Below are 22738 nucleotides of genomic sequence, written 5' to 3' on the forward strand. Positions count from 1 at the left end.
CGTTAAGCCTAATGCCAAAGCCCTACATGGGTACCCGCGTCAGCCTTGCACTTCTACCGAGTCCCAGAACCTTGAGAACTTTGGGGGCCCCCCTGCACTGGTGGATCATAGGACGAGTTCTGAGGCTCAATCATATCTCGCACCCGCTCCACCGGAGAACCTCGTAAAGGAGTGGCAACAGGGGACGAAACACCCAGCGAATCCAGATGCGTGAACGCTAACGTGCTGCCTCCCAACAATGCGCTTGGGGTGTTGCCATCTGTGCGGTTACTGTGAGCAGACCGATGTTCCAGCGATTGAGCAGCTGCAGAAAGGGTTGCCGCTAGGGAAAGCGCAACTGCCAGCAAAGCCGAACTTGTGAACTTAAAAGAACTACTCATAGAACCTAATGACAGACAGTAGATTCACCAATTACACCGAATAGTATAGCCGAATATCCTGATTTTTATAAGTATATATGCTGAAATTTTGACTCTAAATCGCTGGCTAGGGCTGGGCAGAATCCTCAGAAAATCAGTGGGTGCAGGGTCTAACCCCTCACCTGTTGTGCTGCTGCAAGCTCGAGAATCATTTTATACCAGCATCAGCCTACATGCGTATTATTACGGGTTAAAGCCCATGTTTTGGGCTACAGAGCTCCGGCGATCGCCCTTAACTCAGTTGAGAGAACAACCTGAGCAGAGCGTAGGAGACGGAATCTCTGCTGGCTAGGTTTGGAATTGATATATCCAATGGTATTCACCGTCACACTTAACCATTCCGGTTCTTCACGAAAACTTAATGGCACTTCTTACAACTTTTAGCGCCTTATAGAAACTTTTGATATAAGTAGTATCCGTTACTGAAATTCCGGGCCCGTGTGCCGGGTGGTAGAAATTACTGACCGTCAGTATCCGATAGGTCAACAGGAATGAGATTGCAGGAGATTTCGCAGATGCCGGACTGGCAATCCAAAATCGCAAACCCAAAATCAAAAGTTGATATCACTCTATCATCCGTGATTTTTGGAAATAAAAATCTATCCGTGGATTGACCTCACGGCTCTGCTTTTGGAACGGATTGGAGTGCAAGCAACGAAATTTGGCTGCCTGAAGCAGGCTAAGGCATTGCATTTGGGGTAGAGCGATCGCCCGGCAAAGCAATACTATCGCTGGCCGGCACATTTGTAGGCACGCTGGCAGGTAGCGCGGGCGGCGTTCCTTCCGCAGGCAGCGTCAGAACCGGTTCGGAGATGGGCAGGGCAGACGGCACGACGGGAACGACCGGGGGCAGAGGCGCAGGCAAAGGCGGTGGAGTGGTGCTGGTAGATCGATCCAGCCGACGCAGCATCTCTTCTTGCTCTCGTAGTCGCAGTTCATGAACCTGTCGCCGCCAGGTATCTGCTTGAGTGCGGGCTTCTTCATGGAGCGATCGCCCCCAGGTGATCTGGTTTACCTCGTCGATAGCAGCTTCCAGCGATCGCACATCGCCCTGGCGAGCCAACTCATCTGCACGAGCCAGCCGGGGGCGATCTTCAATCGCTTCAATTTGCCGTCGCCAGGTGTTGATCAAAGACTGGGCCTGGTCATATTGCGGCGTGCCGTAAAGTACCTGCTCTGCGGCATCGACTGCGGCCCGCAAATCCTCAACGCGGCCGCCCTGCGCCAGTTCCTGGGCCGTCTTTAACCGTTCTGTGTCTGTCTTGGTTTGCTCGGTTTCCCACTGACGGATCAGATCGTTTAGCCCGCCTCCCTTGTTGGCTGAATTGGGCGATCGCCGCGCGGTTGCCTCACTTTCACGAGACGATTGCAGCAGCCGCATGAGTGCTTGATACTGGGTAGTTGCCCAATATTGATTGCCCACGGTCAACAGCATTCGGGCTGCAGACATTGCCGCAAACCAGTTTTCCTGATCGATTTCGGCTTCGACCTCGCTGTAAATTTTCTCAGCCTTTGCCCAAATTGCTTCCCATTCTTTGATTTTTGCTTCAGCCGTCGCATAGGTGGCGACGTGAAACGGAACGCGCTTGGCAATATCGCGGGCCCGATCGAGGGAGCCTGCCTGAAATTCTGCCTCCCCCAGCCGCAGAATATCCTGAGTCCATTGCTCAATCAGGCGATCGCTCTTATCGCGCAGCGGATCGTCTGCATCAACCTGGTTGGCCAACTGGATAGCGCGTCGCAGGTCTTCGACCGTCTGTTTATTGGCTGAAATCTCAGCGCAGTAGATCCGAGTCGAGCTAGAGTTGCTGCTTTGAGCCACACTCCAGCAGCGGGGCAGGGCAGGCAGCATTAATAATTCTCGCACTGCCACTGAGCCAACCCCAACCGGCACGAGGAGGAGTACCAGACCAATCGCACTCCAAACCCAAACTGGCTCTACATTTGGACGGGTACTGTCTGGCGTGTTAGGGAGTGTGCCTGCTGGCGACAGTTCAGGAACAGACGGCTGAGGTTCGGATGGAACAGGAGCCATGAGAAAACCGCGCAGCGCCAAACCGCGTAATGGAGGATACTTGCCATTTTAACGGTAAATCTTTTGTCCAATGTCTTGCTTGATGGGCTGAAACACAGAATTATCAAGGAGTTTCACGATGACAACACCAACTCTGCATGTGGTCGCTCGGATTGTGGCTCAGGCTGGCTGTGAGGCTGGGCTGCGCTCAGTGCTGCTGGATCTGGTGAACCAAACTCGGCAAGAGGCAGGATGCATTCGCTATGACCTGTTTCAGAATCCGGCTCGGCTGGTTGAATTTGTGACGATTGAGGAGTGGCAGGATGAGGCGGCGATCGCCACTCACTTGGCGGGGAATGCGGTGCAGTCTGCCCTGGCCAGGAGCGCATCTCTGCTGGCGATCGCACCTGAGATTGTGAGCTACGTCAAAATTTCAGCGTAGGTCTGGATTGGTATCCAGCGGATTTCCCGATGCGTGCTTGCGCTCGTGCAGTTGCAGCAGGATATTGGCGTGGACTTCACGGGAGATGGGGTAGAAATAGGCCAGCCCCATGCCCAGCAGCAGCACGATGGCCGGCAGCGGGCCAATCATCACGCGGATGGCAGTGAGCGCTGAGGCGGGTTGGATGGGCGTTGCTTCGCCAGCGGTGCTTTCGATGAAACCAGCAGCATCCAGCGCCAGCCCGACCAGGAAGAGGGCGATCGCCAGCCCCATTTTTTGCAAAAACACCATAAAGCTATAGAACACGCCCTCACGCCGCTGCCCGGTGCGTAGTTCATCCAGATCAATCACGTCGGGCACCATTGACCAGGGAATCAGGTAAGCCGTAGACACCCCCATTCCGGCCAAAATGCCCAGGAAATACATCCAGCCCACCTGTCCGGGCTGAAGAAAAAACAGCCCAATTTCTGCAATCACCCACAGCACCATGCCCAGGATGTAGACTGCTTTTTTGCCCACGCGCCGCGAAATTCGCTCCCACACCAGCAGCATTGCCAGCGCCGTTACCTGCACCGCCATCACGACCTGGGTGTAGACCGCGTTCGACAGACCCATCCAGTCGCGCACGAAGTAGGGAATGATCGTGACGGTGTTTTGCAGCGCCAGCCACGAGCAGAGATAGATACCAATGACAAACAAAAAGGGGCGATTGGCAAAGGCCACTTTGAGCTGCTGGAGGATGGGCATTTCCTGGGTGCTGGTTTCGACTGCGCCGCGAACCTGCTGTCGCCGCGCCACATGGCCGTAAGTCCCAAACACGCACCAGAAAAAGGGCAGCACCGAAATCACCGCACAAATTGCGCCGATCGCCCGATATTGCTGGGCTACGTCGTCGGGAATGGCGTTGAAAATGGCTAACACAATCACCAGCGACAGAATGCTGCCGCCAATGGAAAAGATAAAGCGAAAACTGTTGAGGCTGGTGCGCTCGTCGTAGTCGTCGGTGAGTTCGGGCGTGAGGGCAGTGTAGGGCAGATTGACGACGGTGTAGAAGGCGTTGAACAGCACGGAAACCGCGATGTAGTAGGCCACGAGCGCCCACAGGTTGGTGGTGGGATCATCGGAAAAGCGGGGCACAATCCACTGCAAGAAGAAGAAAATGCCGAAGGGGATTGCGCCTGCGACAATCCAGGGGTAGCGGCGGCCCCAGCGGCTCTGAGTGCGATCGCTCAGAATCCCCACAATCGGGTCATTCACGGCATCCCAGATTTTGCCGACTAGCAGAATACTGCCTGCGATACCCGCTGGAATGCCTGCCACGCTGGTAAAAAACACCAGCAAAAACACGGCCAGAATGTTTGCCGTGATGGCAGTTCCCAGATCCCCAGCCCCATAGGCCAGCTTGGTGCCAAAGCTGAGGGTGTCTTCGGCGGATTTAGGCAGTTTGGATGCAGACTCGCTCATCGGCTCTAAAACCTGAGAAACGGGGAATAAAATTACGCTGAGGGACTTCGCTGGCGGCTTGATTTTAGCCAGCAAATTGTAGGATGCTCATCATCTAGGCCTGATGTGGCGGGCGATCGCCTGTCTAAGGAAGCGGTTCTAGGCAAGCCGTTTTAGTATGCAGGCTGCCATGATGCAACCTTAATCCTAAAGTAAACCTGCCCGTCTGCTCGTTTTCATCCCACTCATCCTCTGATTTTTTTCCCATGTCAGATCTCTACGTTTCGTGGCCCGACTATCATCGCCTGATTGAACAGCTTGCCGTTAAGGTTTATGAATCCGACTGGGAATTTAACCAGATTGTTTGCATTGCGCGGGGCGGTCTGCGAGTTGGCGATCTGCTGTCGCGGGTGTTTGACTTGCCGCTGGCGATTTTGTCTACGGCTTCTTATCATGGGCCTGGGGGGCGATCGCGCGGAGCCATCACCTTCTCTCGCGACCTGGCCATGACCACGCCTAACCTGGGCAGCCATGTTCTGCTGGTCGATGATCTGGTCGATTCGGGCATCAGCCTTAAGCGCAGCGTCGAATGGCTAAATCACAACTACGGCTTCTATATTGACGAGATGCGGACTGGCGTTCTCTGGTACAAAGCCTGCTCCATTTTCCAGCCGGATTACTACGTAGACTACCTGGAAGACAACCCTTGGATTCATCAGCCCTTTGAGTATTACGAAAACACCACTGCCGAAGAACTGGCCGCAAAGCTGTCTGCTCCGGCCTAGCCTAGTCGAGGCTGGGGAGTCACCTGTGAAAGATCTGTGAAAAAGCGCGTCACCCTCACCTTTCCCAAGCGCTCGGTTCACATGCCCGTCACCTATCGGCTGGCAAAGGATTTCAACGTGGCGGCGAATATCATCCGCGCCCAAGTTGCGCCAAATCAAATCGGGACGCTGGTAGTGGAGCTGTCGGGCGATATTGATCAGCTGGATGCGGCGCTGGACTGGCTGCGATCGCAGGATATTGGCATTTCTACCGCCAGCCGCGAAATCCTGATTGATGAAGACCTGTGCGTCCACTGCGGCCTCTGCACGGGGGTCTGCCCAACGGAAGCGCTGAGCCTCGACCCGCAGACGTTCCGGCTCAATTTCGGGCGATCGCGCTGCATTGTTTGCGAACAGTGCATCCCTGCCTGCCCGGTGCAGGCAATCTCCACTAATCTGTAGGTAACCTGTAGAAACGTGGTTCAGCGTTTTACCCCATCGCTCATGCTCTGGGTTTCTCTACCGCTGCTGCTGGCAGCCTACACCAGCTTTAGCTGGTTCCTCTATCAAAACACCGAAAACTGGGTCGCCTGGGCGCTGGCGATGGTCTTTGCGCTGGCACAAGCCCTCTTGCTCACCACTTGGTCACGGGGACTGCGGCGCTTCATCAGAAATTGGCTCCAGTCTAGCCTGGGCTATTTTTCGCTGGTGCTGCTGGGAGCCATGTCGATCGCCGTCATCCTCGTTTGGTATCACGTCTTTGAATACATCCTGGTAGTAGTTGCGGCGGAGATTCTGGCACGGCTCGATTTGCAGCAGGCCAAGCTAGGCCGCTGGCAGTCCCTCGGCGTACTGACTGCGATTTCGGTCATTGGCTTGTCGATTGGGTGGACGGCTGAAACGACGCTGCCTGCTCCCGCAAACCGACTGCTCCAGGTCTGGCCGTTGGGGAGGTAACTGCCCCCGCCAGTTCGACTACAGCATCGGAATCGCTGCGCCAGTCTCAGGTGCAAATCCCTCTGTAAATCCCTTGGAAATAAACAGCAGCCCCGACGAACCCGACGAAGCTGCTGAGCGCATGAGGAGTGAACACTCTTAATCTAAGCTGGGAAACGCTCTCCCAGAGCGACGTTACGGTTTTTGATACGTGGTGGCGCGGCGCATCAAATGCTGGGGGTTGCCCCCAGACAGATTCTTTTCCCAATGGGATGGTTGATGATAGAAATGGGAGCTTGTGAGGCGGGCAAGTTGCTGGATGTTCTGCGCCAAATTCCCCAATCTCCAATCCCCAATCCCTCATGACCCTACCGACGATTGAATTTTTTGAAGGCATTCCCGAAGACCTGAGCGGCGTGAGCCTGAGGCGCGATCGCGCGACGGGCGATCAGTTTGTCGTCATGACCTTCGAGCAGCTCAAGTCTATCGAGCGGTTCCAGAGCTTTACCAACCGCTTTAATAAAGCCCTCTGCTTGACCGATGAAGAAGGCCGCATCGAGATCGAACCCGACAGCGTGAAGTTTATCTTTGGCGGCGACGAGGGCGACGAGCTAAAGCGGGTGGAATGCCGCTTTGAGCTAGTCCGCGAGGAACATTGGGCGCGGTTTATGCGGTTTATGAATCGCTATGCCGAGGCGAACGGCATGGAATATCAGGGCAAAGGTGAAGGATAGTGGCGCAGCAGCGTAGTTCAGCGCATCTCGGCGCAGTTTGGCATAGTTTGGCGCAGTTCGACGCAATTTCGTTGCAGTTCGGCAGAGGTTCAGAGAGCTAACTCACCTGCTTGGCTTGCAGGTCCACCAAGTCCGCAGGCTTCACTACGCCATATTCGGTGATGATGCCCGTAATTAGCTCCGCAGGCGTGACATCGAACGAGGGATTGTAATAGTCCAAGCCCTCCGGCGCGATAATAGTTTCGCCGATTTGATAGACCTCGATGGGGTCGCGCTCCTCGATGGGGATTTTGCTGCCGTCGCTGAGGCTGAAGTCCACCGTGGAGAGCGGCGCAGCGACGTAGAAAGGAATGCTGTGGGCGCGGGACACCAGCGCCAGACTGTAGGTGCCGATTTTGTTGGCGGTGTCGCCATTGGCGGTGATGCGGTCTGCGCCTACCACGACGGCATCCACCAGTCCGCGCTGCATACAGTGGGCGGCCATACTGTCGGTGATCAGCGTGGTGGGGATACCTTCCTGCACGCATTCCCAGGCAGTGAGGCGGGCCCCTTGCAGGCGGGGGCGCGTTTCGTCGGCATAGAGCCGCTCCAGCCGATCTTCTCGCCACACGGAGCGCACAACCCCCAAGGCCGTGCCGTAACCTGCGGTGGCCAGGGCCCCGGCGTTGCAGTGGGTCAGCAGGCGCAGCTTGTGGGGCGTGGTGGGCAGCGCGGCCAGCCCGTGGTCGCCGATCGCCCGACAGGTTTCCAGGTCTTCGGTCTGAATCGCCTGCGCCGTTTGCAGCAGCGCCGTTTTGAGATAGTCCACCGGGCCGATGGTCTGCCGTGCCACCTTCAGCATCCGCTCTGTGGCCCAAAACAGGTTAACGGCGGTGGGCCGGGTAGCCCGCAGCTTCATGGCCACAGATTCCAGCTCGCGCAAAAATTGATCGCGATCGCCCGTCTCGATTTCTCTGGCTCCCAGATACATCCCGTAGGCAGCCGCCACGCCGATCGCGGGAGCCCCGCGCACGATCATGGTTTTAATGGCGATCGCCATGTCGTCGCAGCGGCTAATCTGCACCAGGTCATATTCGGTCGGCAGTCGGTTTTGGTCAATCAGCCAAACATGGTCGTCTTGCCAAATCACAGGATAGACCTGCGAGGTTGGGAGGTTCATAAGACAAGGGAGGGGGGTAGAGGTCTAGCTTTGTCCTAAATTAACCCCCCAGTGGGTCGAAACGCCAGAGGCCAAACCGTCTGGGCGTAGCCCGCAGCATTCAGGAAAATTTTCCAAAACGAACCAGGAGCGCCTGCTCCCGGTTCGGGAATCCCCTAACGGCGCGATCGCCGGGGTACGAGCGTCAGCGTCAGAGACGCAGGATCGACCGGGCTGGACAGGCTGCTGCTGGCGCGGATGGCGCTGCTGGTCAGGATTTGGCGCACCTGGGCATCGGTCAGGTTGGGGTTTGCCTGACGCATCAGGGCGACCACACCCGCGACGTGGGGCGTAGCCATCGACGTGCCGTTCAGGGATTGATAGCGGCCACCCGGACGGGTCGAGAGAATATTTACCCCCGGTGCCACAACATGCTGCATTCGGCTATCGGTTCCGGCGCGGTTGGAGAAGGATGCCAGGTTGCCGCTGCTGTCGATCGCCCCGACGGAGACACCATACTGAATCGCAAGGCTGGCTGGGTTGCTGGGGCGGGCTGCGCCTTCGTTGCCTGCCGCCATAACCACGATCGCCCCTCTGGAAACGGCATGGGCGATCGCTGATTCAATATCGCTGCTATAGCCACCGCCCAGGCTCAGGTTAATCACGTTTGCCCCGTTGTCGGCCGCGTAGCGAATCCCCCGCGCCACACTCAGATTCGTGCCCGATCCGTCGTCTCCCAGCACCTTCACGGGCATAATCTGGGCATTGTAGGCAACTCCGGTAATGCCTGTGCCGTTGTTCTCTGCGGCAATCGTCCCGGCAACGTGGGTGCCGTGCCCGTTCACGTCCATCGGATTGTTGTTGCCGTTGGCAAAGTTCCAGCCGCGCACGTCGTCTACAAAGCCGTTGCCGTCATCATCGATGCCGTTGTCCGCAATTTCCCGCGTGTTGCGCCAGATATTAGCATCCAGGTCGCTGTGGGTATAGTCCACGCCCGTATCCACCACAGCCACCACCACGTTGCGCCCGATATAACCCTGTGCCCACACCTCTGGCGCATTCACTAGGTTATTGCTCCAGCTATGATCTGTGTCTGCCACTGGGGCAAACGGCGTGCGACCAATCGACTGGGCGACGGCCGCAGCGGCATTGACCAGACCATAGCCGTAGGTGCTGTTGAACCCGTTAGCGGGGGGCTGAGCATTGGGCGTACTCAGCGTCAGCGAGTAGTTCCCCGTTTCGTTGGCCCAATAGCTGGTGACGCGGACGATATAGCCAACCCCTGCTTGCAGATTGAGCGTCAGGCGGGCGTTTGTGCCGCCGCCCCCGTCGTCGTTTGCGGCAATGACCCGGCCCGTGCGGCTATCGACGATTTGCAGGTATGCATCAAACGCGCCAGAAGTCAGGTCTAGCTGTACTTGTCCACCTGTTGTGCTTTGCAGCCTGTAGTCATCTTTGTAAGTATTGGGGCGAGTGGGGTTGCGGGCATCCCACCGTGAAAGCGATTCGTGGATGGTTTGCTGAGCATTCACGCCGCCCGATCTGCGGTTTCGGGTGGCTGTGGCGACCAGTCCGTCCTTGTCTGCGAGGCCCGTTAGCGCGTCTGGCTTTGAGGTATGGCGCTGACCGGGTTGGGAATTCGCGAAAGACGGGCGATCGCCCTCCTCTTGTCCGTTAAAGTATCCACTAAAGAGATTACTGGATACAAACCGAGAACTATTCCAAATATTTGAACCCGATATGGATGAATTAAACGATAACGAACGGCTTCTTGAACCTGAGATTGAATCGATATCGGATAAGTTTTTGAATGTATCTCGATCGTATCTGGAACTTAAGGCGGTCTGCTGCGAGTATGCTTTGCTGCCAACGCGACTGAAGCCATCGGTTGTGCCTGGTAGTCCAGACAAGTGAAAGCCTGAAGACAGGCCGGGCAAGTCAGCACTCAAGGTATCGGGCAATGAAGCGTCAGTGAGGTCTGGCATTACTAATATCCATCTGAATTAAAATTATCCGGGTCGCAGCTTGGGCTGCACAAATAGACATAATTCAGACGCAGCAAGACGTATGCAAAACTGATGCAAAGTTGATGCAAACCCATGCCAGACCGTTGTACCAAACTGCGCTGGGCGATCGCCGTCTTTCAGCCAACGCCCAACCACCCAGAATCTTCAGAAACCTGGGCAGATGGACTTCTGGATGATCCTTAAAAACCGCAATTCGAGTTACTTTGAATCCCCTCTGGATACAGATGCACCCTGATTTATAATCAGTTGCTACTGTGGCTAGTGTGGAGCTTTACTCCCTGAATCCTAATCCTCAAAACCTGATTCCTATGAACCCAACGTGCGATCGCCCCTATACTGTGATGCTGATTGTGCCGACGGGGGTGGGCGCGGCAATTGGCGGCTATGCGGGGGATGCGCTGCCCGTGGCAAGGGCGATCGCCCAGGTGGCCGATCGGCTGATTACCCATCCCAACGTGCTGAACGGGGCGCAGTTGTATTGGCCGCTGCCCAACGCGCTGTACGTCGAGGGCTATGGGCTGGATCAGTTTGCCGCAGGACAGTGGGGGCTGCGGCCCGTGCGCCAGAACCGGGTGGGGCTGTTGCTGGATGCGGGCATCGAGCCGGAACTGCGCTGGCGGCACTTGCAGGCGGCAGACGCGGCGCGGGCAACCCTGGGGCTGAGCCTGACGGAGTATGTCGTGACGGATGCGCCGCTGGGCGTGAGCCTGCAAACGGCAGCTTCTGGCGCAACCTGGGGCACGCTGCAACATCCCGACAGCCTGCTGCGCGGGGTAGAAACGCTGATTACGCAGGCCAGAGCAGAGGCGATCGCCGTTGTGGCCCGCTTTCCCGACGACGAGGGCAGCGATGCCTTGCAGGACTATCGCCACGGGCAAGGGGTCGATCCTCTGGCCGGAGCCGAAGCCGTCATTAGTCATCTCGTCGTCCGAACCTTCCAAGTTCCGTGCGCCCACGCGCCCGCCCTGTCGCCGCTGCCCCTCGATCCGACGCTTTCTCCCAAGTCTGCTGCTGAGGAACTGGGGCACACGTTTCTTCCCTGCGTGCTAGTCGGCCTTAGCCGCGCCCCGCAGTTTGTTTGCCAGACCGCTCAGGGTCAGTCGAATCAGGACATCTGGGCCAATCAGGTTGATGCACTGGTGATTCCCGCTACAGCTTGCGGCAGCAGTGCGGTTCTCAGCCTGGGGCAAACCCACACCCAAATCATCACCGTGGCAGACAACACGACGCGGATGCAGGCTACCGCTGAGGCAATGGGCATTCGGGCGATCGCCGTCCAGTCTTATCTGGAAGCCCTCGGCGTGCTGGTCGCCCACCGCGCTGGCCTCGACCCCGCTGCTCTATCGCCGACGGTGGAGAATTTGCGGGCGCTCACCCCTTCCGCCAGCCTGGAATCCCTCACGGCAAACCTCCCCAAAATGCTAGCCTGAGAGAATTCGGCAACAGGCAGACGGGATGGAGTAGCAGACGGGATGGAGTAATAGAAAGTGGATAATTAAGATCAGGCGCAACGGGATGTTCAGAAGCCCCTGTCCCCTTGTTAATTCCCTAACTCTCCAAGACCCCAGCCCATCATCAGCACCCTAGCCCTTCTCCACCGTGCCCACCCCCACGCAACCCCAACTCGAACCCCTCGATCGCACCCAGGTGCTAACAGCAATGGGCATCACGGCGCTGGTGCTGCTGATCGTGTCTCGGTTTTGGCTGGCGTTTGACACGGTGGATATGCTGCCTGTCAGCGTTCGTCCGTCTGCGGTGGGACTTGGAGTGGCGTTGGCGCTGGGTATTAGTCTGGCCAGTGAGGGAGCCTATCGCCTCTGGCCGGCCTATCGCACCAGTGCAGACACCTACCTGGCGCTGGTAATCAAGCCGCTGACCTGGGTTGACCTGATCTGGCTGGGGCTGCTGCCAGGGCTGAGCGAGGAACTGCTGTTTCGCGGCGTGATGTTGCCTGCGATCGGGCTAAATTGGTTCGGACTGTTGGTCAGCAGCCTGTGCTTTGGCGTGTTGCACTACAGCGGGTCGCAACAGTGGGCCTACGTGATTTGGGCAACGCTGGTGGGCGCAGCGCTGGGGGCTAGTGCGCTGCTGACGGGCAACCTGCTGGTGCCGATTGTGGCGCATATTGTGACGAACCTGATTTCTAGCGGCACTTGGAAGCTGAAGCAGCTAGCGGTTGACAGTTAGGGTCAACCTCAACCTGGGTTTCTGGCTTATGGTTTCTGGCTTATAGAGTTTATGGAGCGCCTTTGGCAAGTTTTGGGAATCTTGGTAATCTTTGAGTTCCCCTTGTCCGTTCCCTAGCCCTTCCCAGCGGCAAAGATTGCGCTTGCCCGGAGCCGCAGATTTGGGAAGATGGCTGAGCTTAAGTCGTCATCTTGATAGAATAAGCGCTTTTGATAGCGATCGCCCTCGAGTTGACCAATGGTGATCGTTGGCTGCTTGGGAGTTCCGATATAATCTCGACCCCCCAACCCCAGATAATCTGCAATCCAATACTCAGGCACTCCCAGCAGCGCATAGTCTTCAGTCTTCCGAGCATAGTCATTTTGCCAGTTTGGACTCACTACTTCAGCAATCAGCTTAATTGCCACACTTGATGTAAGCACTGCCTGATATTGCCACAGCGGTTCATGTACCAACTGGGTCTGCTCAAGAACAATTATATCTGGGCGAAACGCTGTGTTATCAGAGATGCGGATCAGGCAACGATGAGGAATGATATAGGGCAGGTTCAGTTGATCAATTTCAACATTGAGTTTTCGAGCGATAAAACCAATGACTTGCTCATGTAACCCTGTTGGCTCCAAATCAATTAACTCTCCATCAATCAATTCATAGGAGTCTCGATCGCCATACTGTGCAATAAAGTCGTCTACATTAAGTCGAGCTAAATTAAGTCGAGCTAGATTTGTTTGAACCACAGATTTTCTCCTGACCTGATTCCTGAAATCTGCAAAGATCTACGAATTTCTCAGGCGAAGCTGCCATTAGGTTATATGCAGTTTATATGCAAAAGCCGGGCGATCGCCTCACCTGCGCGGTAAAGGCAAACGTCCGGCTACAAACTCGGCGGCTGGTCCAAGCCTCTGTCGTATCCCCGTATCCTAGGTAATGAGATCAGAACGACTCAAGGTGCTGGGAGCCAATCACAACCTGGCGGCTGGAGTGGTGAGCATCCGAGTCGATTGAATAGAGACTTGATATGTAGACTGAATAGAGACTCTGTGCAAGCAGCGCCTCCTGAAAGAAAAGCGCTCGGATAACGCCTGCCTACAGACTGCCAGCCTACAGACCTTGGCGAGACACAAACTTCTCGAAGTCGGCCTGCGTCTGGTGCAACAGCTGCTGACGGCTGCCATCGGTGCTGTTTAAGTGGGGAACCAGCTTGCGGGCGTGCAGGGCCATGTGAAGTTGAAGATGTGCAACGTATTCGCTGAAGTCTTCCCTCAGGGTGGGAGCGGCGATAGATTCAGCCGAAGAAATCAGAATGTTCTCCTTCATTTGCCTGCGATATCTCGAATACATGTGTTTAATTAACAGTATCGACCGTAGCATGATGGGTTTACACAGTTTGTGAATCGCAATGAAGTGTAATCTATGCAGCAGAGCAGAGTTGGGGAGCGGCGACGACTTGGTTTCCGGTTTGTTAGGGAGATCAGGCTAGAGGCTTGAAGGGCCTGAGTCTGGTTGGTTTTGGTTTTCTCGTGGCAGGTTATAGAACTTTATGGGGAATAGATGGTGGGCGATCGCCCTGTTTGCGCCGATAGTCATCATGCCATCTGCCGCTAGGGGTTTCGATCTGGCAGGCAGCAGGGGAACGCTTCTGCGCCCGATGGAGCCAATCCATATCGCCCAGCATTCTCGCGAGCCATCCCGGCGCGTGCTGCAAACCCGCTGTCCCGACACGATCGAGTCCTTGATGCCGCTGCTGCTGCGTGATTTGCCCAGCTATGCCAATCGCGTCATTGCGCGATCGCGCTCCCGGAACCGCACCACCGACCTGCCGCCGAGCTATGTGCTGCTGGCGGGGCCGCCCGACTATCGCCCCCTGCCTGCAAATCTGGAAGAACTGGGGCTGGCAGAATATCGGGCGATCGCTCCCGACGACCAACCCCAGCAGGTCTTTTTCACCACGCTAGAGCGGCAGTATGGCTACGGCGGCTATGCCCGATTCCAGGGATTTTATTGGGTTTTTCTAACGCAGCAGGCAGACCAGTGGCAACTGGCAGGTGCGCTGTCGAGTCTGGGTGGCTATCCCCAGCGGCAGCCCGCCAGCCCGCCCCGCGACAGCAGCGAAGGTGTGGTCGCGCAGGCGATTCAGCTGTGGCTTCGGGATTGTCATGCTGGATCAATCCGAGCCAGTTTACAAGTTGATTCGTTGATTAACTGAGATTAATTAAATGCCCAGATCGTTCAAGTCAAGCTGGGGCAGGTCAGGCGGCACGACGCGGCGCGATTGAACGACCTTGCGGCTCTCGCGCTGGGTAGACATTTCGACGGCGATCGCCTCGAATTGCGTTTCCACGCAGCCAAAGGGCACGGTGACCTGGGTGTAGGCAATCTGGTAGCCCTGGCCGTCGGGTGCAAAGTTCATCACCCAGCGCGGCCCGTCCAAAATCGTGCGAGATTGGCGATCGCGCAGCCACAGCTTGATGTAGAAGCGCGGCTCCAGATCGGGTAAGGCAATGCCAATTTCAATACGCTGGCCGGAGGTGAGTTCGCCCTGGGGCACGTCCATCACAGGTGAGGGCACAGGCTCTTCCGCAGGCAACACCACGGGCGGCGGCTCTGGTGCGTGTTCAGGGCGATACAGGCTGGAGCGCTGGGGCGGCGGCAGGGGCGCGTCTTCCACTACGATTTCATCCGTGGTTAAGTCCAGGTCACGGCCCAGCGGTGGCGAACCCGGCTGCATCAGCGTCCCCAGTTCTCGATCGGTCGCCAGCGCCGTCAGCCGAGACAAAAAGCGACGCTGCAAGTTCAACGCCTGAAAGGCCCGATCCTCCGGCGACAAAAAGCGGGGCGTGCCATTGGGCAAGGGCGCAGGCTGCCCTAGAGAGAAGGCTTCGTGGTTCCACTCCAGCGGGGTATCTGCCGAATCGGCGATCGCCGGAGTCGGCTGCGTCTGGTCGGGCTGCGGCTCTAAGCCTGCGGCTTCCAGGTTTGCGGTTTCGGAACTGCCTGCCTCCAAAGGGTCGGCTTCTGCTGGGGACACCTCTCGAACGGCAGCTCTGGGTTCGTCCGGGGGGATTTCGACGGGCGGCTTTGACCGACTGGCGCGATTGACGTGAGTCAGATAAATCGAAAGATCGGCATCGTCTGCTGCGGCGAGGGGCGGGGGAGGCGATTCTGGAGTTGCCGCGTCGGAGTCCGCAAAATTTGCAATCTCCTCAACCCATGCCGCTTGATCGTCGGGAAGCAGGCGATGGGTCAATTCGCCCTCGGTTTGATCCGCTGTCGATGGGGATTCGTCCGTATGGGATGGGTCGGGCGGCGGGGCGCTGCTGTCGAGGCGAGTAACAGGGGTTTGCCCAGTCGAAACGGCGGCTGCCAACTGCCAGAGGCTCATGCCGTTTTCAAAGCCAGGAAGCGGGTTGCCCCGGGGCGGTAGCTCCACAGGCTTGGCGGTCGGCGCATCGGCAGCCGCTGCTGGCTGAAAGATCTGCGGCGGCAACACCTGATCGCCTGCTGGCCGGATTTCTGGCAATGGCGCAGCGGAAGCAGGGGGGCCATCCACCAGGTTGAGCAAGGACAGATCTAGGTCTTCCTCGTCTACAAACGGCGAGGTGAGGTCGCCCGGAAAGTCGTTGGCGATCGCCTCTAGCAGATCATCCAGCGCCGCCGTCACCGTGAAGCTCTGGGCCGCCAGCAAAAATGGCTCCTGCGGTTCTCCTTGAGGCGCGGACAGCGTTGCTTCGCCTAGCATCAGCCGGGTGGTGTCTACATCGGGAATGTCGATCGCGCAGTCCACCACGCAGGGCAGGGTGCCACCTGGCAAATGATGCCTGACTTGCGCCAGCGGTTCGCCGCTTTGCGGATCGCGCAGAGCCAGATCTAGGTAGAGGGCAGGAACCCCTTGTGTAGAGTCTTGGGCTAATTCGTGATTTGCTGCAACCACCTGGCCAGTGATCCGCAGCGTGCTGCCCCACTGCGCGGCATAGTGGTCGGGCTGTAGCACCAGGCGCAGTGGCGGCAGGTCGGCGGGGGAGAGGATCGCTGCCGCCGCAGCCGGGTCAAGTTCCGACGGCTCAGTTGGACGGTGTGAAACTTCTGCACCTGCTGCACCAGCAGCGTTTGCCAACCCCTCTGCCTCACTGGCGGCTGCTACCTTTGCCCCAGATTCAGACGCTTCGGCGGATTCGGTCTCGATCGCTTCTAATGCTGCCAGGAAGTCGTCTGTTGCCGAAACTGGCTCGGTAGTAGCTGGCTCGGTAGTGGCGGGTTCGGCAGTAGCGGGTTCGATTGGAGGTAAGGCTAGGGGGCGATCGCCCATCTCCTCTGGATCGGGGAAACTTTGGGCAAAACTTTGGGCTTCTGGCAGCGTTTCAGGCTCCAAAGGCTCGGCCGTTCGATCTGGGGGCTGTTCTGCCACCTGATCGGTCACTGCAATGCGGCTTTGCCAGTCTTCCGGCAGCAGGTCATCGTCCCCGTCTGCATCCATCTCATGGCTCAAGACCTGGAGCTTGACCCCATAGCCCCAGCCCTCACCCACCAGGTCAGACATGAGATCGCCGACACAGCGCAACTCCCACGCCCCCGGCTCCAGCCGAGTAAAAGGCAGCACCACCAGCAGCCCGTCAGGATTGGTCTGCCCCATCCGCTTTTGGACGCGCCGTCGGGGTGGATGCTCGGTGGTGATGGTCTGAATAATAGAAATTTCGACGGGTGTATTCACCCGGCTGGAACGGGCCACCACCCGATAGCGCCCTTCTAAAACCTCCACATCGGGAGACTCTAGCGGCAACCACGAGCGATCGCCCTCCTGCTGAATCAGAAATTCCCAAAACGCCATCAGAACCTCTTGCCAGGACTGGGGAAACGCAAAATACTAAATTTCGGTTAGCTTTCGGTCAGCTTTCGGTCAGCTTTCGGTCAGAACTCAGGCCAGCATCACACCCTGAAAAGCAGGCTGAAACAAATGTTTCAAGATGTCTCTAGCACTCGCTCAGACTGGATAATCACCGTGCTTCTTTAATTACACAAATACACAGTCCAATGCACGGTTTTAGTGTATCGAATTACTACAGAAGTGGAACCACCAGCCTGACTTGAGCAGATTTTGTTAAAAATTCTTAGCGTTTCGACATTGCAGCACAATTCGCAGTACATTCGGTTCTGAACCGCTTGTAGTTCCCGATAGGAAATTTGATATGGCAGCTTCTTATTTGCCTTCCATCTTTGTTCCCATTATTGGTTGGGTGTTTCCCGCTGTGACGATGGCGCTTTTGTTCATCTACATCGAGCGTGACGAGTAATTCACTCTGCCCAACTTTGCCCGATTCCTATCTGAGGCTTTCTTCTCCTCATTCTCAGATATCGCAACGAACCGTTACAAATTTCTTGGAGATTCTCGAACATGACAGACGTAGTGCAGCCCGCTGGCGATCCCCAGATCGGCAACCTGGCAACCCCGATCAATTCCTCCGGCTTTACCAAAGCGCTGATCAATAACTTGCCCGCCTATCGCCCTGGGCTGTCGGCTCAGCGTCGCGGGCTAGAGGTGGGCATGGCGCATGGCTACTTGCTCTTTGGCCCCTTTGCTTACACCAGCCAGTTCCGTAACTCTGGCGTAGGCGATCTGGTGGGGCTGATCGAAGCCGTGATTCTGGTGGTGATTCTGACGGTGTGCCTGTCGCTCTACAGCAGCGCTGGCGTGAAGAAGCCGATTGCCACGGTGACCACGCCCAACCCGCCAGAAGCGCTGGCAACTTCTGAAGGCTGGAGCGAGTTTGCGGGCAGCTTCCTGGTGGGCGGCATCGGCGGCGCAGCCTTCGCCTATCTCGTGTTCCAGGTGTTCAAGTCGGGCGTGTTTGAAACGTTTGGCAACCTGGCAGGCTAGAGGGTTGGGGGTTAGGCGTTTGGTTCTGGTTTGAATCTGCGCGAACCCGTGTGTTAAGCCTGCAATCGGCTTAGCCTTTCCTAGGATTCTTTGACTGAACCTCTACCTAAAATTTTCAGAGGGGGCGTGGATCGGTATCCGCACCCCCTTTTGCGTTAGAAAGTTAATCATCAGAAAGTTAATATCGCTGTTTTTTTTCTAAACTCCTAAACCTAAACCCCCAAACCTGAACCCTGCAAATGTCCTCTGTTTTGCTGAAATCTTGGACTGTGGATGAGTATCACCGCATGATTGCGGCGGGGATTTTGGCAGAGGGCGATCGCCTCGAATTGCTCAATGGGCAGATTATCCAGATGAATCCACAACTGCCGCCCCACGCTGCAACGACCCAACGCGCCCCGGTATCTGGATCGACTGTTGGAAGGCGTTGCCTCTGTGCGAATGCAGCTTTTGGTGACGCTGCGACCCAACTCAGAGCCGGAGCCGGATATTGTGGTGGTTCACATTGACCCGAATGAATATGGCGATCGCCATCCTGCTGCCAGCGATATTTTGTTATTGATCGAAGTCGCGGATTCAACCCTGCTGAGCGATCGCCAGATTAAGGCACAAATTTACGCCAGAACAGACATTGCAGACTACTGGATTCTGGATGTGAATCGCCGCGAAGTGCTGGTGTTTCGGGAGCCAACTCCGGACGGCTATCGGCAATTGAACACGCAACCAGTGAATGCGGCGATCGCCCCACTTGCGTTTCCCGACATCCCGATTCCGCTTACCCAGCTTTTTCTTCAGAGCGCAGGGTAAATAGCGGGACGACAGCCTGCTAACAGGCTATGGAGCTGCACCACGTTGCCGATGACGGCGATCGCCGGAGCCTCGAAGCCCGTTTCTTCCACCTGTTGGGCAATCGTGCCCAGCGTGCCCAGCAATTCTTCCTGGTCGGGGCGTGTGCCCCAGCGGACAAGGGCGATGGGCGTGTCGAGGGAGAGTCCGCCCGCCTGGAGTTCCGCGACGATGTGCGGCAGGTTGTGAACGCCCATGTAGACGACGATGGTTTCGCTGCCCTGGGCGATCGCCCGCCAGTTTACCTCTGGGCGATATTTGCCCGCCGACTCGTGCCCCGTGACGAAGGTAACCGAGGAACTGTAGCTGCGGTGGGTCAGCGGAATTCCGGCGTAGGCCGGCGCGGCAATTCCCGATGTCACCCCCGGAACCACCTCCACGGGCACACCCGCATTTACCAAATCCTCCATTTCCTCGCCGCCCCGCCCAAACACAAACGGGTCGCCGCCCTTCAGCCGCACCACAATCGCGTGGGTCTGTGCCTTTGCAATTAGCAGGCGAGTCGTTTCTTCCTGCACCAGCGAATGCCGCCCGCGCCGCTTGCCTGCGTTGATCTGCTCCGCCTTCGGGTTGATCATCGCCAAAATCTGCGGACTCACCAGCGCGTCATACACCACCACGTCTGCATGTTCCAGCAGGGTCTTGCCCTTCAGGGTAAACAAGCCCGGATCGCCGGGGCCCGCGCCAACTAGGTAGACTTTGCCGAGGGGAGTTTGCATAGAAGGAAGAAAGGAAATGAGTGAATGAGGCATTGGAGGGTTGGCGTAAGCGACCTGACCCCTGTTTCCGTCAGTGTATCGTCTGTCTTTGGCGAACGGAGAAGCGCCATGCGGGAATCATCGCCCTACCATGCAAATGGCGCATTCCGTGCCTTTTGATACATTTTTTGATATTAGACCGTCGGTTGGATTCGATTTAGCCGTTTGGCTCAATACCGTTCGGAGCAATTTGCATCAATTCATCAATTCATCAATTCATCAATATCGAATGCGTGGATCGACCCAGGCGTTGAAGATGTCGATCAGGATGGAGGCGATCGCCACAATCACCCCAAAAAACACCATAATTCCCTGCACAACGGGATAATCCCGAAATTCAATCGCCTGGTAGAGCCGATTCGCCAGCCCCGGCCAGGAAAAGGTCACTTCCGTCAGGATTGCGCCGCCCAGCAGCGAGGCCACCATCAGCCCCAACACCGTGATCACAGGAATCATGGCATTTTTCAGCGCGTGTGCTGTAACGATTCGCACTTCTGGCACGCCCCGCGCCCGCGCCGCCTCCACGTAGTCCGACCGCAGCGTCTGCTTCAGGTTCACCCGCACAATCCGTTCAAACACGCCGCTGAGCAAGATCCCCAGCGTCAGGCTGGGCAGCGTCAGATAATAGATCGTGGTGAAGAAGTGCCCCAGATTTCCCTCTAGCAAACTGTCGAACAGGTATAGCCCCGTGATGCGCGGCGGCGGGGTCGCTGCCAGCGGAAAGCGCGTGCCGATGGGAAACCAGCGCAACTGCACTGCAAACAGCAATTGCAGCAGCATCCCAAACCAGTACATCGGCACCGCGTAGGTGAGGATGCCAAAGAGCCGCCCGCCCGCATCCAGCGGAGAATTGGGGCGCGACGCGGCCAGCGACCCAATGGCAATTCCCACCAGCGCCGAAACCACCATGCTGCATACGGTTAGCTCTACCGTTGCGGGAAAGTGCTGCTGGATAATCTGCCAGACGGGTTGCCCCTGCGTGGTCAGCGAGGTGCCCAGATCTAGCCGCAGCAGACTCCCCAAATAGTTCACGTATTGCAGCCAGAGCGGGTCGTTTAGCCCCAGTCGGGTTCGCATGGCTTCCTTCACCTCATCCGGTGCCCGTGCCCCCAGGATTGCGTCCACCGGGTCGCCGGGCGTGGCCCGCAGCAGCAGAAACACCAGCGTCGTGATGGTGAGCAGCATCAGCGGAGCCAGCAGCAGGCGCGAGAGGACGTAGTTGCGGAGGGCGGAGGAACGGGACATTCAGAATCGGGGGTTCGGGTTGGCTGGGAATAATTGGGGCGGGATAGCGAGATATCCTAGATCAGCAAATCGTCATCGGGGTCTTCATCGGCAAAGGACGGCTCTGATTTCGTGGGTTCCAGATCCTCAGTCACTTCGGCGGCGTTGACGTGTGGGGTAGAGGCTGCTTCGTTGGGGCGCGGCTCAATGGGGTCTGCCAGCGCTGGCGATAAATCAAGGCGCTCAATGGAGACAATTACCGCATTTTCCCCAGCATTTTCCGGTTCGAGATCAAAGTCGTCGCTGAAGTCGTCGTCAAACTCGTCCTGCCAGTTTTGGGCGATCGCCCCGGCCTCGTCTGTCCAGTTTTGCAAATCTGAGTCTTGCAGATTTGGCGCTGGCGAATCCGGCGCTGGCGAATCCGGCGCTGGCAAATCCGGCGCTGGAGAGCCTGACCCCGGCGAGTCTAGTGATGGCAGGTCCCAGTCAAACTCCCAGGCTGCGTCTTCGGGCTGAGCAGGCAGCGGCTGCACATCGAGCGATCGCGGCGCATCCAACAATTCCTCCATAGGCAATTTCTCCACAGGCGCATCCAGACGCGACGAGTCGGGTTCAGGCTCCGTTGCCAACTCGAATAGCCCATCGGCGGATTCAATCAAGTCCTGAATCTGAGGTTGAAGCTGATTCTCAGCCTGAGAACGTTCAGGCCATCTATCAGGCTGTATATCGGATAAATCTGATAGATCTGAATCTGGTAAATCTGGCAGAGGCGCTGGAGAACTGGGCTGCGTGGCTCGCGCATCAGGCTCCAGTTCAAACGGCTCTGGCTGCTGCTCAACCAGCGCTTCGGGTGCAGCCGAAAAGGGAAGAGGGGTATCAGGAGGGCTGCGATCGGCAGGCACGTTAACAGACATTTCGCCCGACATTTCCCCGGTCGCTAGCTCTACTAGTACCTCGTCCAGCGTAAACGAGTCCTCAGTCGCGGGCCGGAATGCGTCTGGAGAAGCCGAGTTTGTTGAGTCTGTTGAGTCTGTAGCCAGTTCTACCCACGCTGCTGGCTCCGAGGTTTCGTCAACAGCGACCTGTTCCAGAGTCCTCCCAGGTTCAGCATCGGATGCAGGATCGGATGCAGCGATGGCGGTCGATGGAGCGGTCGATGGAGCGGTCGATGGGATAGTCGATGGGGCAGGAGCGAGGGGATCAGATACGGCTGGTGCTGCCTCCGACACTGTAGACAGGGCGGTCGATGAAACGGCTTGGTCTGGCGGCTCAGCCCCTTCTACGGATGGGGTCGGCGATTCCCCGGGCACAGTTGGTGTAACGCTGGAGGCAGCAGGCGCAGAGGTGGTTCTGGCTGGGGGGCGAGGTTGTCGAGTTCTGGCAGCGGCCGGGGTAGCGAGCGCAGGGGGATCGCTGGACGCATCGACAGGCGCGGGCTGGGGTGGGACGGCTTTGGGACTGGCTTTGGGGCTGGCTTTGGGGAGCGATCGCACGGGTTTGCCCGCCAGCTTGGGCGCTTTACCGACGCGACTCGTCACCTGACTCATCCAGCCCGATGCTTGATGCGGCAGAGCCTTGAACTGGGTCTGGAGGCGGCCCGGCAGTTCCTCGGCCGCCAGCTTTAGCAAATCGCCCAAGTTGCGCGATGATCCGGGCAACCGCGTTTGCTGGTCGTAGGGTGTAAGCAGTCGCCGCGATTCGACCAACTGCCAGCTCATCCAGCCCAGCAGGGCGACGCTGGCCATCTGTCCCAGCAGCACGCCGCCTGTGATGCGACCCGCGCACACCCACAGCACTAGGGCATAGAACATGCCCACGCCGCTCCAGATGAAGTCGTTTTTGCGGTAGACCTCTGGCAGAAAAAATGCCGACATATACAGCCCAAAGCTGCCCAGGGCAACGACTAGCGCCAAGATGTGGGACATTGCTGCTGC

The 22738-nt window shown here is 57.3% G+C and carries 21 protein-coding genes; 11 read left to right on the plus strand and 10 right to left on the minus strand.

Going from position 1 to position 22738, the window contains the following annotated elements; all coding sequences use genetic code 11:
• Window positions 1-1098 precede the first annotated feature (1098 nt).
• Window positions 1099-2454 (minus strand): hypothetical protein, encoded by a 1356-nt coding sequence (locus tag IGS16_RS09885; RefSeq protein WP_297085206.1) that lies wholly within the window; start codon window positions 2452-2454, stop codon window positions 1099-1101.
• Window positions 2455-2572: 118 nt separating this feature from the next.
• Between IGS16_RS09885 and IGS16_RS09890 the strand changes: the two genes are divergently transcribed.
• A complete protein-coding gene (locus IGS16_RS09890) occupies window positions 2573-2875 on the plus strand; it encodes a putative quinol monooxygenase (RefSeq protein WP_297085207.1) in 303 nt (100 codons plus the stop codon).
• On the opposite strand, the gene IGS16_RS09895 is transcribed toward IGS16_RS09890, so the two are convergent.
• Window positions 2867-4339, minus strand: a complete 1473-nt coding sequence (locus IGS16_RS09895; protein ID WP_297085208.1) for an MFS transporter — start codon at window positions 4337-4339, stop codon at window positions 2867-2869. The genes IGS16_RS09890 and IGS16_RS09895 overlap by 9 nt on opposite strands.
• 245 nt (window positions 4340-4584) lie before the next feature.
• Between IGS16_RS09895 and IGS16_RS09900 the strand changes: the two genes are divergently transcribed.
• From IGS16_RS09900 to psb28, 4 genes are all read left to right on the plus strand, one after another.
• A complete protein-coding gene (locus tag IGS16_RS09900; protein ID WP_297077510.1) occupies window positions 4585-5103 on the plus strand; it encodes a phosphoribosyltransferase in 519 nt (172 codons plus the stop codon).
• Between the two features lie 36 nt (window positions 5104-5139).
• Window positions 5140-5544 (plus strand): NIL domain-containing protein, encoded by a 405-nt coding sequence (locus tag IGS16_RS09905; RefSeq protein WP_068509462.1) that lies wholly within the window; start codon window positions 5140-5142, stop codon window positions 5542-5544.
• Window positions 5545-5586: 42 nt separating this feature from the next.
• Complete coding sequence (locus tag IGS16_RS09910) at window positions 5587-6039, plus strand: hypothetical protein (protein ID WP_297085209.1); 453 nt, start codon at window positions 5587-5589, stop codon at window positions 6037-6039.
• Between the two features lie 341 nt (window positions 6040-6380).
• Complete coding sequence (psb28, locus tag IGS16_RS09915) at window positions 6381-6752, plus strand: photosystem II reaction center protein Psb28 (protein WP_297085210.1); 372 nt, start codon at window positions 6381-6383, stop codon at window positions 6750-6752.
• A 97-nt stretch (window positions 6753-6849) separates the two neighbouring features.
• Here psb28 and mtnA read toward each other — a convergent pair whose 3' ends face one another.
• Together mtnA and IGS16_RS09925 are read right to left on the minus strand one after the other, a co-directional pair.
• Window positions 6850-7911 (minus strand): S-methyl-5-thioribose-1-phosphate isomerase, encoded by a 1062-nt coding sequence (gene mtnA / locus IGS16_RS09920; protein WP_297085211.1) that lies wholly within the window; start codon window positions 7909-7911, stop codon window positions 6850-6852.
• 155 nt (window positions 7912-8066) lie between these two features.
• Window positions 8067-9422 (minus strand): S8 family peptidase, encoded by a 1356-nt coding sequence (locus IGS16_RS09925; protein WP_297085212.1) that lies wholly within the window; start codon window positions 9420-9422, stop codon window positions 8067-8069.
• Window positions 9423-10225: 803 nt separating this feature from the next.
• Here IGS16_RS09925 and IGS16_RS09930 point away from each other — a divergent pair.
• Window positions 10226-11347: a DUF3326 domain-containing protein gene (locus IGS16_RS09930; protein ID WP_297085213.1), complete on the plus strand. Its 1122-nt coding sequence runs from the start codon at window positions 10226-10228 to the stop codon at window positions 11345-11347.
• A 229-nt stretch (window positions 11348-11576) separates the two neighbouring features.
• On the plus strand, window positions 11577-12104 hold the full coding sequence (locus tag IGS16_RS09935) for a lysostaphin resistance A-like protein (RefSeq protein ID WP_367185770.1): 528 nt from the start codon (window positions 11577-11579) through the stop codon (window positions 12102-12104).
• 113 nt (window positions 12105-12217) lie between these two features.
• Here the strand turns inward: IGS16_RS09935 and IGS16_RS09940 are convergent, their stop codons facing one another.
• Both IGS16_RS09940 and IGS16_RS09945 read right to left on the minus strand, forming a co-directional pair.
• Window positions 12218-12841 (minus strand): Uma2 family endonuclease, encoded by a 624-nt coding sequence (locus tag IGS16_RS09940; RefSeq protein WP_297085215.1) that lies wholly within the window; start codon window positions 12839-12841, stop codon window positions 12218-12220.
• A gap of 364 nt (window positions 12842-13205) precedes the next feature.
• On the minus strand, window positions 13206-13421 hold the full coding sequence (locus tag IGS16_RS09945) for a hypothetical protein (RefSeq protein ID WP_297085216.1): 216 nt from the start codon (window positions 13419-13421) through the stop codon (window positions 13206-13208).
• Between the two features lie 223 nt (window positions 13422-13644).
• Between IGS16_RS09945 and IGS16_RS09950 the strand changes: the two genes are divergently transcribed.
• Window positions 13645-14310, plus strand: a complete 666-nt coding sequence (locus IGS16_RS09950; RefSeq protein WP_297085217.1) for a hypothetical protein — start codon at window positions 13645-13647, stop codon at window positions 14308-14310.
• 6 nt (window positions 14311-14316) lie between these two features.
• Here IGS16_RS09950 and IGS16_RS09955 read toward each other — a convergent pair whose 3' ends face one another.
• The gene (locus IGS16_RS09955; RefSeq protein WP_297085218.1) at window positions 14317-16929 is read right to left on the minus strand and encodes a hypothetical protein; all 2613 of its coding nucleotides are present in this window, start codon (window positions 16927-16929) and stop codon (window positions 14317-14319) included.
• Between the two features lie 358 nt (window positions 16930-17287).
• On the opposite strand from IGS16_RS09955, the gene psaI reads away from it, so the two are divergent.
• The 3 genes from psaI (at window position 17288) to IGS16_RS09970 (ending at window position 18783) form a co-directional block, all read left to right on the plus strand.
• Window positions 17288-17392 (plus strand): photosystem I reaction center subunit VIII, encoded by a 105-nt coding sequence (gene psaI, locus IGS16_RS09960; protein ID WP_172358117.1) that lies wholly within the window; start codon window positions 17288-17290, stop codon window positions 17390-17392.
• Window positions 17393-17493: 101 nt separating this feature from the next.
• Window positions 17494-17976 (plus strand): photosystem I reaction center subunit XI, encoded by a 483-nt coding sequence (locus IGS16_RS09965; protein ID WP_297085219.1) that lies wholly within the window; start codon window positions 17494-17496, stop codon window positions 17974-17976.
• Between the two features lie 417 nt (window positions 17977-18393).
• Entirely contained in the window at window positions 18394-18783 is a 390-nt protein-coding gene (locus IGS16_RS09970) for a Uma2 family endonuclease (protein WP_297085220.1), read from the plus strand.
• Here the strand turns inward: IGS16_RS09970 and cobA are convergent.
• The 3 genes from cobA to IGS16_RS09985 form a co-directional block, all read right to left on the minus strand.
• Window positions 18768-19541 (minus strand): uroporphyrinogen-III C-methyltransferase, encoded by a 774-nt coding sequence (gene cobA, locus IGS16_RS09975; RefSeq protein ID WP_297085221.1) that lies wholly within the window; start codon window positions 19539-19541, stop codon window positions 18768-18770. The two genes, IGS16_RS09970 and cobA, sit on opposite strands and share 16 nt — an antisense overlap.
• 258 nt (window positions 19542-19799) lie before the next feature.
• Window positions 19800-20825, minus strand: coding sequence for an ABC transporter permease (locus IGS16_RS09980; protein ID WP_297085222.1), 1026 nt, complete (start codon window positions 20823-20825; stop codon window positions 19800-19802).
• 56 nt (window positions 20826-20881) lie between these two features.
• Window positions 20882-22729: a Ycf66 family protein gene (locus tag IGS16_RS09985; RefSeq protein WP_297085223.1), complete on the minus strand. Its 1848-nt coding sequence runs from the start codon at window positions 22727-22729 to the stop codon at window positions 20882-20884.
• Window positions 22730-22738 lie beyond the last annotated feature (9 nt).

Origin of the sequence: Thermoleptolyngbya sp. C42_A2020_037 (genome assembly GCF_015272455.1) — a bacterium.
Taxonomy (GTDB): domain Bacteria; phylum Cyanobacteriota; class Cyanobacteriia; order Elainellales; family Elainellaceae; genus Thermoleptolyngbya.

What these genes read in the sequence shown, in the direction of transcription:
- IGS16_RS09885 (WP_297085206.1), bottom strand. Translation starts at nt 2,454, where the DNA reads ATGGCTCCTGTTCCATCCGAACCTCAGCCGTCTGTTCCTGAACTGTCG.
- IGS16_RS09890 (WP_297085207.1), top strand. Translation starts at nt 2,573, where the DNA reads ATGACAACACCAACTCTGCATGTGGTCGCTCGGATTGTGGCTCAGGCT.
- IGS16_RS09895 (WP_297085208.1), bottom strand. Translation starts at nt 4,339, where the DNA reads ATGAGCGAGTCTGCATCCAAACTGCCTAAATCCGCCGAAGACACCCTC.
- IGS16_RS09900 (WP_297077510.1), top strand. Translation starts at nt 4,585, where the DNA reads ATGTCAGATCTCTACGTTTCGTGGCCCGACTATCATCGCCTGATTGAA.
- IGS16_RS09910 (WP_297085209.1), top strand. Translation starts at nt 5,587, where the DNA reads ATGCTCTGGGTTTCTCTACCGCTGCTGCTGGCAGCCTACACCAGCTTT.
- psb28 (WP_297085210.1), top strand. Translation starts at nt 6,381, where the DNA reads ATGACCCTACCGACGATTGAATTTTTTGAAGGCATTCCCGAAGACCTG.
- mtnA (WP_297085211.1), bottom strand. Translation starts at nt 7,911, where the DNA reads ATGAACCTCCCAACCTCGCAGGTCTATCCTGTGATTTGGCAAGACGAC.
- IGS16_RS09930 (WP_297085213.1), top strand. Translation starts at nt 10,226, where the DNA reads ATGAACCCAACGTGCGATCGCCCCTATACTGTGATGCTGATTGTGCCG.
- IGS16_RS09935 (WP_367185770.1), top strand. Translation starts at nt 11,577, where the DNA reads ATGGGCATCACGGCGCTGGTGCTGCTGATCGTGTCTCGGTTTTGGCTG.
- IGS16_RS09945 (WP_297085216.1), bottom strand. Translation starts at nt 13,421, where the DNA reads ATGAAGGAGAACATTCTGATTTCTTCGGCTGAATCTATCGCCGCTCCC.
- IGS16_RS09950 (WP_297085217.1), top strand. Translation starts at nt 13,645, where the DNA reads ATGGGGAATAGATGGTGGGCGATCGCCCTGTTTGCGCCGATAGTCATC.
- IGS16_RS09955 (WP_297085218.1), bottom strand. Translation starts at nt 16,929, where the DNA reads ATGGCGTTTTGGGAATTTCTGATTCAGCAGGAGGGCGATCGCTCGTGG.
- psaI (WP_172358117.1), top strand. Translation starts at nt 17,288, where the DNA reads ATGGCAGCTTCTTATTTGCCTTCCATCTTTGTTCCCATTATTGGTTGG.
- IGS16_RS09965 (WP_297085219.1), top strand. Translation starts at nt 17,494, where the DNA reads ATGACAGACGTAGTGCAGCCCGCTGGCGATCCCCAGATCGGCAACCTG.
- cobA (WP_297085221.1), bottom strand. Translation starts at nt 19,541, where the DNA reads ATGCAAACTCCCCTCGGCAAAGTCTACCTAGTTGGCGCGGGCCCCGGC.
- IGS16_RS09980 (WP_297085222.1), bottom strand. Translation starts at nt 20,825, where the DNA reads ATGTCCCGTTCCTCCGCCCTCCGCAACTACGTCCTCTCGCGCCTGCTG.
- IGS16_RS09985 (WP_297085223.1), bottom strand. Translation starts at nt 22,729, where the DNA reads ATGTCCCACATCTTGGCGCTAGTCGTTGCCCTGGGCAGCTTTGGGCTG.